Source organism: Rhodococcus sp. 320_ES, from assembly GCF_059691855.1.
Map to the genome: position 1 here is coordinate 276,963 of NZ_JCAWAG010000003.1, position 15,061 is coordinate 292,023.

Below are 15,061 nucleotides of genomic sequence, written 5' to 3' on the forward strand. Positions count from 1 at the left end.
GGTGACGCCTGATCGAGGGTCGGCCGCTCAGTTCGACTACGACGCGGAGCTCCGGCTCCACAACGAACTGCTGCGCGCGGCCGCCGAAGTGCGGCCAGGTGACCGAGTGCTCGACATCGGTTGTGGCACAGGCCAGACAACTCGCGAGGCCGCGGCGGTGGCCACGACAGTGCTCGGTGTCGACATTTCCGCGCAGATGCTCGAACGTGCCCGCCGTCTCGGCGAGCCAGACCAGAGCAACATCACCTATCTCGTGGCGGATGCTCAAACCCATAGTTTCCCGGAGTCGTACTTCGATCTCGCGATCAGTCGCTTCGGCGTCATGTTCTTCGCCGACCCCGTAGTTGCCTTCACCAACATCGCGAGCGCGTTACGACCGGGAGCGCGGATCTGCTTCATGGTGTGGCAGCGCTACGAACTCAACGAGTGGGCCACTGCGATAAGCGAGGCCATCGGCGCTCCTCGCAGCGGAGGTCCCGACCCGTTCGTCCTCGCCGATCCGGTTGCCACGGAACGGATTCTCGCCGAAAGTGGATTCGTCGACGTGACGTTCAGCGATGTCGAGCAACCTGTCTTCTACGGCGCGGACAGCGCTGCTGCCTTCGAAGCCATCACGCGTCTATGGGACGTCGGCGACGCGCACGGACGGTTGCGAGCCACTGTCAACGCTCACGAGACGGACTCCGGCGTGTACTTCGGGTCTCGTGCGTGGATCATCGGCGGGTCGGTGCCTGATCGGCGTTCCCGCTGACAGGTTTTCGTGCGCTCGCCGATTCGATCAGCGCAGTGCTTACCTCACACGAGCGACTGCGAGATGCTCGACCAGCAACCCCCGCGCGCTCACATCCTGCGGAATGTCCTGTCCGCGAACGAGTGCGGCCCCGACTCGGGCCAGCGCCGCGCACGTCTGGATGCCGTAGCCGCCCTGACCGGCGCACCAGAAGAATCCGTCGGCGTCCGGGTCGAACCCGACGACGGGTGTGCGGTCGGGGACGAAGCTGCGCAGTCCCGCCCAGGATGTGCGGACGTGTCGGGCGGTCAACGTGGTCGCCTCACCGATCTCGTCCAGCGCTCGCGCGATCTCCAATTCGTCCGGTCGCGCGTCGCTCGGCGGAGTCGGAGTCTCGTCGGCGGGAGAGCAAAGAAACTGTGCGCCTTCGGGTTTGATGTAGAACGCCTCGTCGATGTCGGAGACCGTCGGCCAGCGTGACGAGTCGACGTCGGCGGGCGCGGCAACGGTGAAGATGGTGCGGCGCAACGGTTGCAGACCGATCGTCGGGACGCCCGCCGACTCCGCGATCGAATCGGCCCACGCACCGGCCGCATTCACCAGGATGGGCGCGGCGACCGTCGACCCGTCGGCCAGCGTGACCGTCCAGGTGCCGGCTGCCCGAGACAACCCGACGATCCCGCTGGTCGTGCGAATCTCCCCGCCCCGAGCGCGAAGACCGCGAACGTACCCCTGATGCAGGGCGTGCACGTCGACCTCCATCGACCCCGGCTCGAAGATCGCCGACTCGATGTACCCCTCACGCAGCAGCGGGAACAGCGTTCGCGCCTCGGGTTCGGTCAGGAACTCGGCGCTGGGGGTGAGCGTGGAGATCTCGTCGTAGAACGCGCGCAGGTCGTCGCTGCGTCCGGGACGAGCGAATTCGAGCAGTGAACGCGGCGAGAGCAACTGAGCCTCGAACGGCGGATTCTCGAGGAACGATCGGCTCGCCGTCGTGAGCGCGCGGATCGGAAGGTTTCCGTACGTCTCCAGGAACAGTGCCGCGCTGCGTCCAGTGGTGTGGAACGCGAGCGTCGATTCGCGCTCGAGCAGCAGAACCGAGTGGTCGTCGGCCAGCTCGTAGCCGAGGGAGACGCCGGCGATGCCGCCTCCGATGACGATGACGTCGGGTGTGCTCATGGCTGTGACTCCCGTTGCTCCCGCTGCTTCCGTTGCTCCCGTTGCTCCCGTTCCGACTGAGGGGCACATTCAGTCGATCCATCGGTATCAGGGTGCCCCTTAGTCCGGGCAGAAGCGTGAGTCGTGGCAGAAGCGGCAGCCGGAGCCCGATACGCCGCCACCCCCAGCAACACCATCCACACCGTCATCCCCGCCACCTGTATCCGCTGAGCCAATCCGAGCGAGTAGTCCCCGGTCAGGTTGTCGGCGATCAACATCCACGCTGTGGTCACCGTGACGACAGCGAACACGCCGAGCCCCCACGTGCGCAGCAGCGGCCACGACCGGTATCGGCGCGCGGCGAGGGTGAACGCGACCATCGTGGTGAAGATGGCGAACACCGCGACGCTGCTGGTTAACGCATGAATGTGGTGAAGCTGCGGGAATAGTCCGCTCGGGCCACCGGGGCAGCCGGGGTCGACGCCGGGGATGCACTCGATGGGAGCCAACGCGTCGGCGATGGTCGACGCACCGAACACCCCGAAGGCAACCCACCCGACGGTGGTGAGACGACGCCGCGGAAGCAGGACCAGCCCGAGCAACGCGCCGACCAGCGCGAGGGTGCCGGTGACGCGGTCGCCCCACGAGAACACCTCGCGGAACGGGCGGTTCGCGGCGTCGAGTTCGCTGAGGAACGACCGCATCGGGTCGAGGCCGACGTCGAGCACGAACTCCAGGACCCACGCCGAATACAGGATTCCGGCTGACGCGACGACAACAGCCAGCAACGCTCGGTTCTTCATCGAGAGGGACAATATGCGAGCGCGGAGACGACCTTCTCCGCCGCATCCACCGGGTCCTCGTGTTCCCACACCCGCACGACGGTCCAGCCCTCGGCCTCGAGCCGCGCGTCGGTGTCGCGGTCACGGGCGACGTTGCCCGCCAATTTGTCGGCCCACCATTGCGCGTTGTTGCGCGGGTGCGTCGCGTGGATCGGGCAGCTGTGCCAGAAGCATCCGTCGACGTACACCGCTAGCTTGCGCCGAGGGAAGACCACGTCGGCTCGTCGCCGCAGACCTTTCAGAGGAGCCCGGTCGACGAAATAGCGCAGGCCGCGGCGGTGCAACTCACGCCGTAGCGCCACTTCGGGCTTGGTGTCACGTCGTCGCTGCTTGCTCAGACGGGCGCTGGTTGCCGCGTCGGTGAGCGGCGTGTCCATGAATTCACGGTAGCGCGGAATTCACGGGCGCGGTTCACGCGCGTACGCGGCGACCGCCGGCTCGGCGGGCACGGCTTGCTGCACCGTGTTGATCACCGCGGACGTCGCGGTGCCGAAGCCCGACAGGGCGGAGCCGACCGGATCGAGGTTGGGCGACGCCACCGTCAGGCAGGCATTCGCCGGAATGCGCGAAGTGCTTGCCGGCCCGTCGTGGGTCAGGGCGTCGAGCACGAGCAGGTAGGTCACGTTGTCGCTGAGGATGCCGAAGTGCTCGACGGGCCGGGACGGGCAGACGTCCTGCACCGCGATCGTCGTGCCTGCGCCGCCGATCGTGCTGGCCTGCGGTTGGGGGTAGATCAGTTGGTCGAATGTCGTGTAGATCGAGGTGTAGCTGGGACCGGTCGGCAGCGGAACCGCGTTCAGCGCGGTCAGGAACGCAGACCCGGTTGCGATCTGCCAGTTGGCGGGAGCGCAGGACTTGGATCGGTCGCACCCCGACCGCGCCGACTGCGTGCCGTTGTAGGGGGTGGCCAGCGAAACGAAGTCGGAGACCAGTGTGGGCAGGTCGGGCCAGAACTTCAGTGCCCACATCTCGTCGAGCGGTCCGTGTTGGTGCCCCATGAGCACCACTTTGTGTCCGCTCGTCGCTGCCATTGTCCGCACGGCGGACACCACGTACTGCGCGGCTATCTGCAGGTCGTCGAAGCCGCCGCCGGGTATCGACAGGCTGCACACCGGGAAACCCTGTGCTGGAAGCGATCTGGAGTAGTTCCAGCCGAAAGACTGGGTGTCGGTGGCGAACGCGGGGGTCAGCAGCACGGGATCGCGCGTCGCGTGAGCAAGGTCGGGTGTGCAGGTGAGCGCGAGCTGTATCTGTGCCGGAGTGACGCTGATCGGCGGTCCCACCTCCGGACTCGACACCTGCCCGCCGGCAGATGCGACACCGGCCGACGCGACGAGCAACGCGACGACCAACAACAGAACTCTCATGCGCTGTGGACCCCCGGGCGCGCCGCTCCCGCTCTACCGCAGAACCACTGCGGCGGACGCTCCTTCAGTCTGCGGGCGGGCGACGACGGTTATCACGGGTTCAGCGCTGTGACTCGGGACCGCGTTCGCAAGCGAACCTGGTTACTCGTCCTCATCGTCCGGATCCGACCAGGTGGGCGCGAACCGGTTCCGCCGCTCCACTTCCTTGTGGACCACGTCGACGAAATCCTCGAACGACAGCGTGCTCCGGTCCGACGGCCTGCCGTTACGCGGCGGGGCGTCCTCGACGTCGAAGAACCGAACTTCGCCGCGGTACGGACCTTCCGGCTCGTACAGCCCGATGAACACCTTCTCGAACAAGTCGTAGCGGGTGTCCTCGGCGCCGAGATCGATCCACCCTTTCCCGTCCCCGCCGACGACGGGACGCTTGCCCCGACCGGAGCGCTTGGACAGCGTGGTCACGTGGTGCGCGAACGAACTCTTGCCCGTGTCGCTGCTCTTGGACGGGTCACCGTCCTCGCACGTGGACCACGGCTCGAACATCACCGCCACCAACACGCTGTACGGCTGCCGTTGGTGCAGAACCATTGCCTCGCCGCGCAATTCGTGATCGTTACGGACGATGTTCTTGGTCCATCGTCCGAGCCGCCCGGTGCTGGGGCTGTAGTCCTGAAAGCTGTAGGTCTTGATGGACAGGCAGAGAATCAGACCCAGGGTGGGATCGAGTGCCTTGACGTCCAGTCGCTTTCGACCTTTGGCGACGTCGACCTGCGACTCCTGGCCGGCGCCGTGGGCGTCGGGCGTGATCGACGGGTACCGGGGCCGCAGTGCATCGGCAAGGCATTGCGCGAGTTGGTTCGACAGGCGTTGCGCGTAGTTCTTCTTCTCGCCTCGGTCCGCGGTAGGGGAGGGTTTGTCCCCGGCGAAATCCAGCGCGAAGGTGAGCGGATACATCAGGCGACCGCAGCCGGCTCACGGGTCATGCGATCGAGATGACTGTCGACGGTGTCGAGGAATCCCGCTGGGAATCGCAGGTTTCCGGACCGGGCGCGCTTGAGAAATCCGGCGGTGGCGCGTGCGGAGAGCAACTTGGACTCGTCGAGAAAACCGTCGAGGTCCTCGTACTCGGCGTGGATCGGCCAGGTGCTCGCCGGGACTTTCCACGCCGTGCGGTCCCGACCCCACGCCGCGGTGGGCCAGCGCTGGCCGGGGGTGAGCGCAAGGTCGTCGGACGCGTCGTACACCGTCGGCGTCGCCAGGGATTCGCCCACCCAGGACGCCATCCGCACGCTCACCGCGTTGCCCACGAGCTTCCACCGGTGGCCCGCGCGCACGCCGGGCAGCGACGTCGCGGGCGCCGTCCAGTCCGGATCGAACCCCTGCAGACGCTCCACGTCGGTGATGCCAGGCGTGACCAACTCGCCCGAGGGAAGACGGACCGCCGGCGGGCTCGCGATCCCGATGGTCGACCCGCCCTTGAGCGTCGGCACCGCGTTGACCGCCCATCCGAGACCGCGAACACCTTCGGTCCAGTAGAAGCCGCACGGGTGCTCCTCGGGATCGGCGTCGAGCACGGCGCCCGCATCCTGCCCGAACAGCACCTCACGCGGATCCTCGGTGCGTGAGGCCAGCATGATCACGCGCTGACGACGCTGCGGAAGACCGAAGGCTCTCGCGTCGACCACGCGGTAGGCCCACATGTAGCCGAGGTCCTCGAGGGCGTGCGTGATGTGGCGCATCGCGGCGCCGCGACCGAGCTGCAACATGAACGGCACGTTCTCGATGAGCAGCCACCGCGGTCCCCGGCGTCGAGCAACCAACCGGAACACCTGATCGACGAGACCGGACCGCTCGCCGGTGATACCCGCGGTACGCCCGGCCTGCGACAGGTCCTGGCACGGAAAACCCGCTGCCACCAACTCGGTTCCCTGCGGCAGCGACCGCAGGCCGGTGACGTCGGGGTGCAGCGGAACATCGGGAAACCGTGCCCGCAGAACCGCGCCCGCACCCTGATCGATCTCGCACAACAGCTCCGTCGACCAGCCGTGCTCGGAGAGCCCGAGTTCGAGGCCGCCGATTCCGGCGAACAGCCCGACCATGCTCCCTGCGCTCATTCCCAGAAGGCTACTCGAGAGGGCCGACAATTCCGGCCGGCCTCCGGCTTTCCCGCCGACATAACTGCGAAGGAATGCCGGACACCGAAATTCGGTTGGACCATCAGGCCCTGACGTGAACCATGGACCTCGAAGAGAAGGGAGGACCGTGGTGAGTGCGGGCGTGTTGGATCCGGTGCAGAACACCGAAGATTCGGCGAACCCGAAGGACCCCCGGCCGTCGCTTCTGAGGTTTCTCCCGTTCATCGCGCCGTACCGCGTGGCCATCGCCGTGTCGATCGCGATCTCGATCCTCGGTACCGGAACCGCGCTGCTCATCCCGCTGCTGACTCAGCACATCGTCGACGGGCCGATCGCCGCGCGCGACTTCGCCGGTGTCTGGTTGCCCGCCGCGGGTGTTCTCGCCCTCGGTCTCATCGACGCCGGATCCATCTGGCTGCGCCGGTATCTCATGGCCGAGCCGTCGAGCCGGTTCGAGGTCGAAGCCCGCGGTGCGCTGTTCCGCAAGCTCCAATCGTTGTCGGTAGGCCGACACGACGGGTGGGATTCCGGTCAGCTGCTCTCGCGCGCCATCACCGACATGTCCACGCTGCGACGGTTCGTGGCGTTCGCCGCGCCGTTCCTGCTGATCAACACCGTGACCATCGTCGCAGGCGCTCTGATCCTGACCTGGATCTCGTGGATTCTCGGCGTGATCTTTCTCGTTCTCGCGTTTCCGCTGATTCTCCTGTGCGCCCGCTTCGAAGCCCTGTACCGCGTGGTGTCCCGGCGCGCACAGGAGCAGTCCGGTGACGTCGCGACGACGGTCGAAGAATCGATCCACGGCATTCGCGTCCTCAAGGCGTTCGGTCGTAGCGACCATCAGGGCATGCGCTTCATCCGCGAAGCGCGCACTCTGCGCGGAACCGAACTCGACAAGGTTCGCTACCTGGCCATCCTGTGGTCCGTGATCGTGGGCCTGCCCCCGATCGCGATCGGCGCGATGCTCGGCGTCGGTGCCTGGTCCATCACGCAGGGAACGATGACGACGGGAGCGCTGGTGGCCGCCCTGGCCATCGTTGCCTCGCTGCTGTGGCCCATCGAGGCTTTCGGGTTCCTCATCTCGGAGTTGGGCAATTCCCGCACCGCCGCCGATCGCTACTGGGAGATCATGGATCTTCCGGCCGACATCGCCGACCCGCAGCAGCCGATCGACCTGCCGAAGACCGTGCGCGGAGCGATTCGCTTCGACGGCGTCGGCTTCGCGTACCCGGACGCCGACCGCACCTTGCTGCACGACGTGTCGTTCACCATCGAACCCGGGGAAACCGTTGCGCTGGTGGGTGTCACGGGCAGCGGCAAGACTGCGCTGACGTCGCTGATTCCGCGGCTGTACGACGTCACCGCCGGGTCGGTGACAATCGACGGTGTCGACGTCTCCGACATGCGACTGACCGATCTGCGATCGCTGGTGGCTGTCGCGTTCGAGGAGCCGGCACTCTTCTCCGCCAGCGTGCGCGAGAACATCACGATGGGTCGGCCCGGCGTCACGGACGAGAACGTCTGGGCTGCACTGGGTGTCGCGTACGCCGACGCGTTCGTCTCCGACCTGCCGTGGGGCCTCGACACCCGCATCGGGGAACAGGGTCTGTCATTGTCCGGTGGCCAACGGCAGCGACTTGCGCTGGCGCGCGCCGTGATCGGATCACCGCGCATCCTCGTACTCGACGACCCACTGTCCGCGCTGGACGTCACCACCGAGCAGCTGGTGCACGAGGCGTTGGAGGACGTGCTGAGCACGGCGACGACTCTCCTGGTGGCGCATCGTCCCTCGACTGCTGCGCTGGCGGATCGGGTGTTGCTGCTCGACAACGGCACCATCGCTGCGCAGGGGCCGCACGAGCAGCTGCTCGCGACCTCCGCGCGTTACCGGCACGTCATGGGATCCACCCATGACTGATACGACTCGCCTTACGAACACGACCGGACTCCGTCCTGCCCGCGACTGGAGAGGGCACGCCGACGAGTCGGCTGAAGACTCCCTGTCGGTGAACATGGCGCTGGCCAAGAACTCTCGCGCTCTGCTGGCGTCGTTGCTGCGTCCGTACACCAGGCGCGCGATCGTCGCCATGCTGATCATCCTGGTCGACAACGCAGCGAACGTCGCCGGTCCGCTGTTCGTCGCCTACGCCCTCGATCGCGGCGTGGGGTCCGCGCAGCTGGGGGATTGGGGCCCGCTGTTCGTCGCCGCCGGTGGCTACATCGGCGCCGGCGCCCTCGGTGCAGTCACCACGTACTTCTTCCTGACCGTGTCGGGCAGGCTGAGTCAGGACGTGCTGTTCGATCTGCGCCGCAGGGTCTTTCGGCATGCTCAGGGCCTGAGTGTCTCGTTCCACGAGCGCTATACGTCGGGTCGGGTGATCTCGCGGCTCACCAGTGACATCGAATCCATTCAGGCGCTTCTCGAGTCGGCGCTGAACGACGCACTCACTGCCATTCTGTCCGTCGTCACCATCGCGGTCATTCTCGTGTACCTCGACGTGCCGTTGGCGCTCGTGGTGCTCGCCGGATTCGTGCCGCTGGTGTACCTCACGAGGTGGGCGGGCCGGCAGCAGCGACGCGGATATCGCAAGACACGCACCGCCATTGCGCGCGTGGTGGTGCATTTCGTCGAGTCGATGGGCAGCATCCGCGCAGTTCAGGCGTTCCGTCGCGAAGGTCGAAACGAGTCGATTCTCGCCGAGGAGGACGGCGCCTACGCCGACGCCAACGCGTCCGCATTTCGCGGAATGGCGGGCTTCTCCGGAGCCATCCGGCTCGTCGGCAACGTCACCACGGTGATCGTTCTCGTCTTCGGCAGTTGGCGAATCATGAACGGACACGCCGAGATCGGTGTTCTCGCGGCCTATCTGCTGTATCTGCGCCGGTTCTACGGACCGCTCGACGAGCTCGCGCAGGTGTTCAACGCCTATCAATCGGCGGCAGCGGCCCTCGAGAAGCTGTCCGGCGTGCTGAACGAGGAGCCCGCGGTGCGGGAACCGGAGCACCCGATCAGTCCGTCGTCGTCGGCGGGACACGTGCGGTTCGATTCCGTCACGTTCGGATACGGGCACAGGGACAGCTTCCGACCGGCCTCCGGCCTGCCCGCGGTGCTCCCGGAATTCGGTCTCGACGTTCCACCCGGCCAGATCGTGGCGCTGGTCGGTGCCACGGGCGCGGGCAAGTCGACGCTGGCCAAACTGCTCGCGCGCTTCTACGACCCGGATTCGGGGAACGTCACGCTCGACGGCGTCGACCTCAGGTCCATCGCCGACGAGGACCTGCGCGAACGGGTGGTCATGGTGACCCAGGAGGCGTATCTGTTCGGAGGGTCGCTGGCCGACAACATTCGGCTCGGGCGTCCGTCCGCCACCGACGCCGAGGTGCGCGCCGCCGCGTCCGCCGTCGGCCTCGACGAGTTCGCCGCAACCCTGCCCGACGGTCTCGACACCGACGTTCGCAAGCGCGGCGGTCGCCTGTCCGCAGGTCAGCGCCAGCTCGTTGCCTTCGCTCGGGTGTTTCTGGCGTCGCCCTCGGTGGTCGTTCTCGACGAGGCGACCTCGAGCCTCGACGTTCCCAGCGAACGGGCGGTCCAGAACGCACTCGAAACGGTGTTGCGTGGGCGGACCGCGCTGATCATCGCGCACCGCCTCTCGACCGTCTCCATCGCCGATCGGGTGCTGGTGATGGAGCAGGGCCGGATCGTCGAGGACGGAACCCCGGACGCCCTCGTCGAACAGGGTGGTCGGTTTGCCGGCCTGCACGAAGGTTGGCGTGAGAGCTTGGTGTGACAGCTCGGTGTGAGCTGTTCCGCCGCAGCGTGACCGGGGTGCTGCGGGACACATCCGACAGTCGGTTTTCGCAGCTCGAATGTTTGACTTCGATGCGTTCGGGCTACGTACCTCAGTGCGGGGTAACAGATATCCGACCAATTCGGTCCGCTCCGGCACTTGGCGTGCCTCGGTGGCTTACCGTTGTGGGGTGAGTACACCCTCGACCGACACGCAGACGACGGCAGATGCGAGTCCGGCACCGTGGCCGACCATTCTGACGTTCCGCGCGCACAAGGCACCGCGCATGGAATCGGTGCGAGTTCAGCTCAACGGCAACCGCATCAAGGCCGCCGGACGCATCATCGGTGGCGCGTGCGACGAGCACCCGGCGTTCTCGGCGTCCTACGACCTCGTCACCGACGAAGCGGGCAAGACTCGTCGGCTCTCTGTCCGTGCGGCACTCGCCACGGGTGAGAAGCAGATTTCGATCAGCCGTGACTCCGAGGGGTACTGGCTCGTCGACAACGGTTCGGCTCCCACTCGCTCGATGTACGGCGGTGCGCTCGACGTCGATCTGGTCTGGAGCCCGTTCTTCAACACCCTGGCCATCCGTCGGCTGAAGCTGCAGGACAGCACTGGCGAGCAGAACGTGCCGGTCGTGTACGTCGGCCTCCCGACGCTCACCGCCCGCCCCGAATTACTGACGTACTCCGATGCGTCCTCGGGCTCGATCACGGTCGTCTCGCCGGTCGGGACGTCGCCGTTGACCGTCGACTCCGAGGGATTCGTTCTCGATTACGACGGACTGGCCGAGCGCATCTGACGGTCCGGCCTTCCCGCAGTCACAGACTGCGCAGCACCCCACCGCGCCGTCCCGCGTCCCGCAGGGCCTCGGCCCAGTCGCCGACGCCGAGCTCGACGTCGGTGATCTCCCACCACTGCAGCTGATCGTCGTAGCGGCGACGGGCGGTGTGCCCAGCATCCACGAGGTCGGCCGTCGAACTGCGGTTCGCCAACGCCTCACGCGCCTCGGTGAGCCGCGCGATCGCGTCGTCGAGCGCGACGGTCAGGCCGGCTGCGTTGGCTTCGCACATCGCGTTGACCAGCGCCGGAGCCGTGCCCGCGACGCGAGTCCCGTCGCGGAACGAGCCGGCCGCCAGTCGCAGCGCGAGATCCCCACCCGCGGCTCCGACCGCCGCCAACGTCTCCGCCAGCAGATGCGGAAGATGGGAGACCCGCGCGACAGCGCGGTCGTGATCGTCGGACACCGCCGGAACGACAACCGACCCCACGGACAGTGCCAACCGCGCGACCGTCGCCCACACGTCGGAGTCGACGCCGTCGTCGACACTCACCACCCACACCGCGTTGCGGAACAGGTCCTCGTCCGTCGCGATCCAGCCCGACGCCGACGTCCCCGCCATGGGATGACCGCCGACATAGCGAGCACTCAGGCCGTGCGCGGCCACCGCGGTGGCCATCTCGGCCTTCACACTGACGACGTCCGTGACCGCGCAGGCGGGTGCGTACTGCGCCACTGCGGTCAGGACCGAGTCGACGGCTGTCATCGGAACCGCGACGACGATCAGAGCATCGGCGTCGGCTGCCCGGCGGAGCACCGCCTCGAGGTCGTCGTCCGCGTCGTATCCGTCGGATCTCGCGGCCTCCACGGACCCGGCGGAACGGTTGTATCCCCACGCGGTCCGCCCGGTCGACACGACGGCCCTGAGCAGGGAGCCACCGATCAATCCCAAGCCCAGAATGCACACCGGTCCGTCCATTCAGCACAGGTTTCCACATCCAGTGGAGGTTGACTTCGTGGACGCGTACTTCTCGGACTACCGTTGCGCGCATGGCCACAAAGCGTGGGGGCAAAAGCGCCTCGTCGGACCGCGACGACGACCTCGAAGGTTTCGCCGTCGCGGTCGTGCGTGAAGAAGGCAAATGGACCTGCACCGCCCTCGGCAACGACGCGTTGGTCAGCTTGAGCAAGGCAGAAACAGAGCTTCGTGAGATGCGCAGCGCCGGCGCCGTCTTCGGGCTGCTGGACGTGGACGACGAGTTCTTCGTGATCGTGCGGCCCGCGCCGTCGGGCACCCGGTTGCTGCTGTCCGACGCGTCGATGGCCATCGACTACGACATCGCGGCCGACGTTCTCGACAAACTCAACATCGACATCCCCGACATCGACGAGGACGATCTCGACGACGTCGAACCGTGGGAGGAAGGCGACCTGGCCGTGCTGGCCGACCTGGGCCTTCCCGAACCGGTGCTGTCGGTGATCCTCGCCGAAACCGACCTCTATCCCGACGAGCAGTTGGGCAACATCGCGAACCGGCTCGGATTCGCCGACGAGTTCGCTGCGGTTCTCGACAAACTGTCTCGGTAGTGCGCGACGACGACTGGATGCGGCGGGCTCTCGACGTCGCCGCCGGTTCGTCGGGCGACGAGGTGCCGGTGGGTGCCGTCGTGGTCGACGCCGACGGCACCGAGATCGCGGCGGCGGCCAATGCTCGCGAAGCGCTCGGTGATCCCACGGCCCATGCCGAAGTTCTCGCGCTCCGGGAGGCCGCGAAGAAGCATGGTGACGGGTGGCGGCTGGGTGGCTGCACCCTGGTGGTGACGCTGGAACCGTGCACGATGTGCGCCGGAGCTCTCGTCGCCGCCCGCGTGGAGCGGGTGGTGTTCGGTGCTTGGGAGCCCAAGACCGGCGCGGTCGGGTCACTGTGGGACGTGGTGCGTGACCGTCGACTCACCCACCGGCCACAGGTCCGGGGTGGTGTCCTCGAAGACGAGTGCGCAGACGCCATTCGCACATGGTTTTCTCAGCGACGGAGCGTTTAGCAGCGGTCGCGGTTCGGGTATCTGCAGTAACGACGCAACGTTGCGTCGCCTGCCTTGCCGAAATGGAGGGGCGGAAGATTCATGCAGTACCAAACCGTGAAGGGACCAGCAATGGGACTCGACGACAAGATCAGCAACAAGAGCGAAGACCTCAAGGGCAAGGCCAAAGAGGGAGTCGGCGCTGCCACGGGCAACGAAGACCTGCGCCAGGAAGGCAAGGGCGACCAGGCCTCCTCCGCCGTGAAAGACGGCGTCGAGAAGGTCAAAGACGGAATCAGCGACATCAAGGACAAGCTGACCGGCAAGTAGTTTCGGGCCGCTGACGGCTGATTTCGGTTACATGCCGACCATCGGGTAACGTACCCGCCGGTGGCGTGTCCGAGCGGCCTAAGGAGCGCGCCTCGAAAGCGCGTGACGGGTAACCCCCGTCCGAGAGTTCAAATCTCTCCGCCACCGCCAAAGAGCCCCTCATCTGCCACAGCAGGTGGGGGGCTTCTTCGTGCATTCACAGTAAGTCCACAGCAACTCGGACATTCGCGACGTTGAAGCTGCAACTACACTGTGAGCCATGAAGAAGTGGTGGATTGCCCTCGTCGTCATCGTGATCGTCGCGCTCGGCCTGTACTTCGGGCCGAAGATCTACGCGAACGTCTTCGCCGAGGACGATGCGCCCGCCGCATCGGTGTCGACGTCGGGCGTGCAGGCGGCCACCGGCAGCATCGACGGCTCGTTCACCGTCGTACCCGGTGACGACGCCAACAAGACCGCCGCCGGGTACACCGTCGCCGAAGTGCTGAACGGTTCCGACGTCACCGTCGTCGGCTCCACTCCGGACGTCTCCGGTTCCGCCACCGTCGCCGACGAGAAGTTGACCGCCGGTGAGATCACCGTGCAGACGGGCACCATCACCACCGACAGCGATCGTCGCGACAATCAGTTCCGCGGCAACATCTTCGACGTGGCTGCCAATCCGACTGCGACCTTCACCGTCACCGCGCCGGCCGACCTTTCCGGCATCCCGAAAGATGGCACCACCACGACGGTCGACGTGACCGGAACGCTGTCGCTCAAGGGCGTGACCAAAGACGTGACGGTGCCGATGCAGGTGCTGCAGTCGGGTGAGAACCTCATCGCGTCCGGCAGCATCCCCACCACCTGGACGGATTACGGCGTGCAGCCCCCGTCGCTCGGATTCGTGACCGTCGCGCCGACGGGGTCGGTGGACTTCCTGGTGACGTTGGCGAAGTCGTAGCTCCCGCCGCTGCGACTCAGGGGCACCCTCACGCCGATAGATCGACTCAGGGCGCCCCTGACTCGGTCGGGTGACCCGCCCCCGACTCAGCCGGTTCGCGAGAGTCGACCGGCACCCACCCCGGCGGCCCGAAGACGTACCCGAGTTTGGCCCGTAACCCGTTGGCGCCGCGCACATCTCGGGCGATCGCCTCGTACTCCCGCGTCTGCAACCGGACGATGTTGTACGTCTCGACCGGCTTGGTCAGGCCGTAACGGGGGCGCGACGTCTCCTCCGCGTAGGTGCCGAACAGTCGGTCCCAGATCACCAGGATCCCGGCGTAGTTCTTGTCGAGGTACTGCGGATCGCTACCGTGATGAACGCGGTGGTGCGACGGAGTGTTGAACACGAACTCGAACCAGCGCGGCATGCGGTCGATACGTTCGGTGTGGACCCAGAACTGGTAGACGAGGTTCACGGAGAAGCCGACGAACACCATCCACGGCGGTATCCCGATGAGCGGCAACGGAATCCACATCACGAGCTCACCGCTGTTGTTCCACTTCTGACGCAGCGCGGTGGCGAAGTTGAAGTACTCGCTGGAGTGGTGCGCCTGGTGTGTGGCCCAGACGATGCGGGTTCGGTGCGCGATGCGGTGGTACCAGTAGAACAGCAGGTCGACGCCGATCAGCAGGATCAGCCACGTGTACCAGGCGTCGGCGGGGAGGTGCCACGGTGCGACGTGGTCGTAGATCAGTGTGTAGACGACCAGGCCGAGCGCTTTCCACGCCGCGGAGGTGAGGATGGAGACCAGGCCCATCCCCAGGCTCGCCCGAGCGTCCTTGGTCAGGTAGGTGCCGTGTTCGAGTTTGACCGCGGCGACCCACTCGACGACGAGGAGAAGCACGAACGCGGGGACGGCGAGCGCGACGGGGTCACGCAGCAGCTGCGGCAGCGAGTTCCACGCGTCGGCGATCATCGCCG

16 protein-coding genes and 1 tRNA gene are annotated in these 15,061 nt (G+C 66.6%); 9 read left to right on the plus strand and 8 right to left on the minus strand.

Features of this window, described 5'->3' with window-relative positions; translation table 11 throughout:
• Position 1: 1 nt before the first annotated feature.
• The gene (locus tag AC59JP_RS11885) at positions 2–751 is read left to right on the plus strand and encodes a class I SAM-dependent methyltransferase (RefSeq protein WP_497325978.1); all 750 of its coding nucleotides are present in this window, start codon (positions 2–4) and stop codon (positions 749–751) included.
• Positions 752–790: 39 nt separating this feature from the next.
• On the opposite strand, the gene AC59JP_RS11890 is transcribed toward AC59JP_RS11885, so the two are convergent.
• The 6 genes from AC59JP_RS11890 to AC59JP_RS11915 form a co-directional block, all read right to left on the minus strand.
• Positions 791–1,909, minus strand: a complete 1,119-nt coding sequence (locus AC59JP_RS11890) for an NAD(P)/FAD-dependent oxidoreductase (RefSeq protein ID WP_497325979.1) — start codon at positions 1,907–1,909, stop codon at positions 791–793.
• The gene (locus tag AC59JP_RS11895) at positions 1,906–2,691 is read right to left on the minus strand and encodes a DUF998 domain-containing protein (RefSeq protein WP_497325980.1); all 786 of its coding nucleotides are present in this window, start codon (positions 2,689–2,691) and stop codon (positions 1,906–1,908) included. Before AC59JP_RS11895 ends, AC59JP_RS11890 begins: the two co-directional genes overlap by 4 nt.
• A complete protein-coding gene (locus AC59JP_RS11900; RefSeq protein WP_497325981.1) occupies positions 2,688–3,107 on the minus strand; it encodes a very short patch repair endonuclease in 420 nt (139 codons plus the stop codon). Before AC59JP_RS11900 ends, AC59JP_RS11895 begins: the two co-directional genes overlap by 4 nt.
• Positions 3,108–3,128: 21 nt before the next feature.
• The gene (locus tag AC59JP_RS11905; protein ID WP_497325982.1) at positions 3,129–4,097 is read right to left on the minus strand and encodes an esterase/lipase family protein; all 969 of its coding nucleotides are present in this window, start codon (positions 4,095–4,097) and stop codon (positions 3,129–3,131) included.
• 141 nt (positions 4,098–4,238) lie between these two features.
• Positions 4,239–5,051: a hypothetical protein gene (locus AC59JP_RS11910; protein ID WP_497325983.1), complete on the minus strand. Its 813-nt coding sequence runs from the start codon at positions 5,049–5,051 to the stop codon at positions 4,239–4,241.
• Positions 5,051–6,211 (minus strand): DNA cytosine methyltransferase, encoded by a 1,161-nt coding sequence (locus tag AC59JP_RS11915; protein WP_497325984.1) that lies wholly within the window; start codon positions 6,209–6,211, stop codon positions 5,051–5,053. The genes AC59JP_RS11910 and AC59JP_RS11915 overlap by 1 nt, the downstream gene beginning before the upstream one ends.
• 151 nt (positions 6,212–6,362) lie before the next feature.
• On the opposite strand from AC59JP_RS11915, the gene AC59JP_RS11920 reads away from it, so the two are divergent.
• From AC59JP_RS11920 to AC59JP_RS11930, 3 genes are all read left to right on the plus strand, one after another.
• Positions 6,363–8,150 (plus strand): ABC transporter ATP-binding protein, encoded by a 1,788-nt coding sequence (locus tag AC59JP_RS11920; protein ID WP_497325985.1) that lies wholly within the window; start codon positions 6,363–6,365, stop codon positions 8,148–8,150.
• Positions 8,143–10,020 carry an ABC transporter ATP-binding protein gene (locus AC59JP_RS11925; RefSeq protein WP_497325986.1) on the plus strand — a complete coding sequence of 626 codons (1,878 nt, stop codon included), beginning with the start codon at positions 8,143–8,145 and terminating at the stop codon, positions 10,018–10,020. The genes AC59JP_RS11920 and AC59JP_RS11925 overlap by 8 nt, the downstream gene beginning before the upstream one ends.
• A 190-nt stretch (positions 10,021–10,210) precedes the next feature.
• Positions 10,211–10,825, plus strand: a complete 615-nt coding sequence (locus AC59JP_RS11930; RefSeq protein WP_497325987.1) for a putative glycolipid-binding domain-containing protein — start codon at positions 10,211–10,213, stop codon at positions 10,823–10,825.
• Between the two features lie 19 nt (positions 10,826–10,844).
• Here the strand turns inward: AC59JP_RS11930 and AC59JP_RS11935 are convergent, their stop codons facing one another.
• A complete protein-coding gene (locus AC59JP_RS11935; RefSeq protein ID WP_497325988.1) occupies positions 10,845–11,783 on the minus strand; it encodes a prephenate dehydrogenase in 939 nt (312 codons plus the stop codon).
• A 71-nt stretch (positions 11,784–11,854) separates the two neighbouring features.
• On the opposite strand from AC59JP_RS11935, the gene AC59JP_RS11940 reads away from it, so the two are divergent.
• From AC59JP_RS11940 to AC59JP_RS11960, 5 genes are all read left to right on the plus strand, one after another.
• Positions 11,855–12,391, plus strand: a complete 537-nt coding sequence (locus AC59JP_RS11940) for a tRNA adenosine deaminase-associated protein (RefSeq protein WP_497325989.1) — start codon at positions 11,855–11,857, stop codon at positions 12,389–12,391.
• Between the two features lie 17 nt (positions 12,392–12,408).
• On the plus strand, positions 12,409–12,846 hold the full coding sequence (locus tag AC59JP_RS11945) for a nucleoside deaminase (protein WP_497326485.1): 438 nt from the start codon (positions 12,409–12,411) through the stop codon (positions 12,844–12,846).
• Positions 12,847–12,957: 111 nt separating this feature from the next.
• Positions 12,958–13,155, plus strand: a complete 198-nt coding sequence (locus tag AC59JP_RS11950; RefSeq protein WP_497326486.1) for a CsbD family protein — start codon at positions 12,958–12,960, stop codon at positions 13,153–13,155.
• Between the two features lie 59 nt (positions 13,156–13,214).
• Positions 13,215–13,305 (plus strand) — tRNA-Ser (locus tag AC59JP_RS11955).
• Between the two features lie 109 nt (positions 13,306–13,414).
• Positions 13,415–14,098 (plus strand): YceI family protein, encoded by a 684-nt coding sequence (locus AC59JP_RS11960; RefSeq protein WP_497325990.1) that lies wholly within the window; start codon positions 13,415–13,417, stop codon positions 14,096–14,098.
• 46 nt (positions 14,099–14,144) lie between these two features.
• Here the strand turns inward: AC59JP_RS11960 and AC59JP_RS11965 are convergent, their stop codons facing one another.
• On the minus strand, positions 14,145–15,056 hold the full coding sequence (locus AC59JP_RS11965) for a sterol desaturase family protein (protein ID WP_497325991.1): 912 nt from the start codon (positions 15,054–15,056) through the stop codon (positions 14,145–14,147).
• Positions 15,057–15,061: the final 5 nt, after the last annotated feature.

Coding starts and splice junctions, on each gene's coding strand:
- AC59JP_RS11890 (WP_497325979.1), bottom strand. CDS start 1,909: ATGAGCACACCCGACGTCATCGTCATCGGAGGCGGCATCGCCGGCGTC.
- AC59JP_RS11895 (WP_497325980.1), bottom strand. CDS start 2,691: ATGAAGAACCGAGCGTTGCTGGCTGTTGTCGTCGCGTCAGCCGGAATC.
- AC59JP_RS11900 (WP_497325981.1), bottom strand. CDS start 3,107: ATGGACACGCCGCTCACCGACGCGGCAACCAGCGCCCGTCTGAGCAAG.
- AC59JP_RS11905 (WP_497325982.1), bottom strand. CDS start 4,097: ATGAGAGTTCTGTTGTTGGTCGTCGCGTTGCTCGTCGCGTCGGCCGGT.
- AC59JP_RS11910 (WP_497325983.1), bottom strand. CDS start 5,051: ATGTATCCGCTCACCTTCGCGCTGGATTTCGCCGGGGACAAACCCTCC.
- AC59JP_RS11915 (WP_497325984.1), bottom strand. CDS start 6,211: ATGAGCGCAGGGAGCATGGTCGGGCTGTTCGCCGGAATCGGCGGCCTC.
- AC59JP_RS11925 (WP_497325986.1), top strand. CDS start 8,143: ATGACTGATACGACTCGCCTTACGAACACGACCGGACTCCGTCCTGCC.
- AC59JP_RS11935 (WP_497325988.1), bottom strand. CDS start 11,783: ATGGACGGACCGGTGTGCATTCTGGGCTTGGGATTGATCGGTGGCTCC.
- AC59JP_RS11940 (WP_497325989.1), top strand. CDS start 11,855: ATGGCCACAAAGCGTGGGGGCAAAAGCGCCTCGTCGGACCGCGACGAC.
- AC59JP_RS11945 (WP_497326485.1), top strand. CDS start 12,409: ATGCGGCGGGCTCTCGACGTCGCCGCCGGTTCGTCGGGCGACGAGGTG.
- AC59JP_RS11950 (WP_497326486.1), top strand. CDS start 12,958: ATGGGACTCGACGACAAGATCAGCAACAAGAGCGAAGACCTCAAGGGC.
- AC59JP_RS11960 (WP_497325990.1), top strand. CDS start 13,415: ATGAAGAAGTGGTGGATTGCCCTCGTCGTCATCGTGATCGTCGCGCTC.
- AC59JP_RS11965 (WP_497325991.1), bottom strand. CDS start 15,056: ATGATCGCCGACGCGTGGAACTCGCTGCCGCAGCTGCTGCGTGACCCC.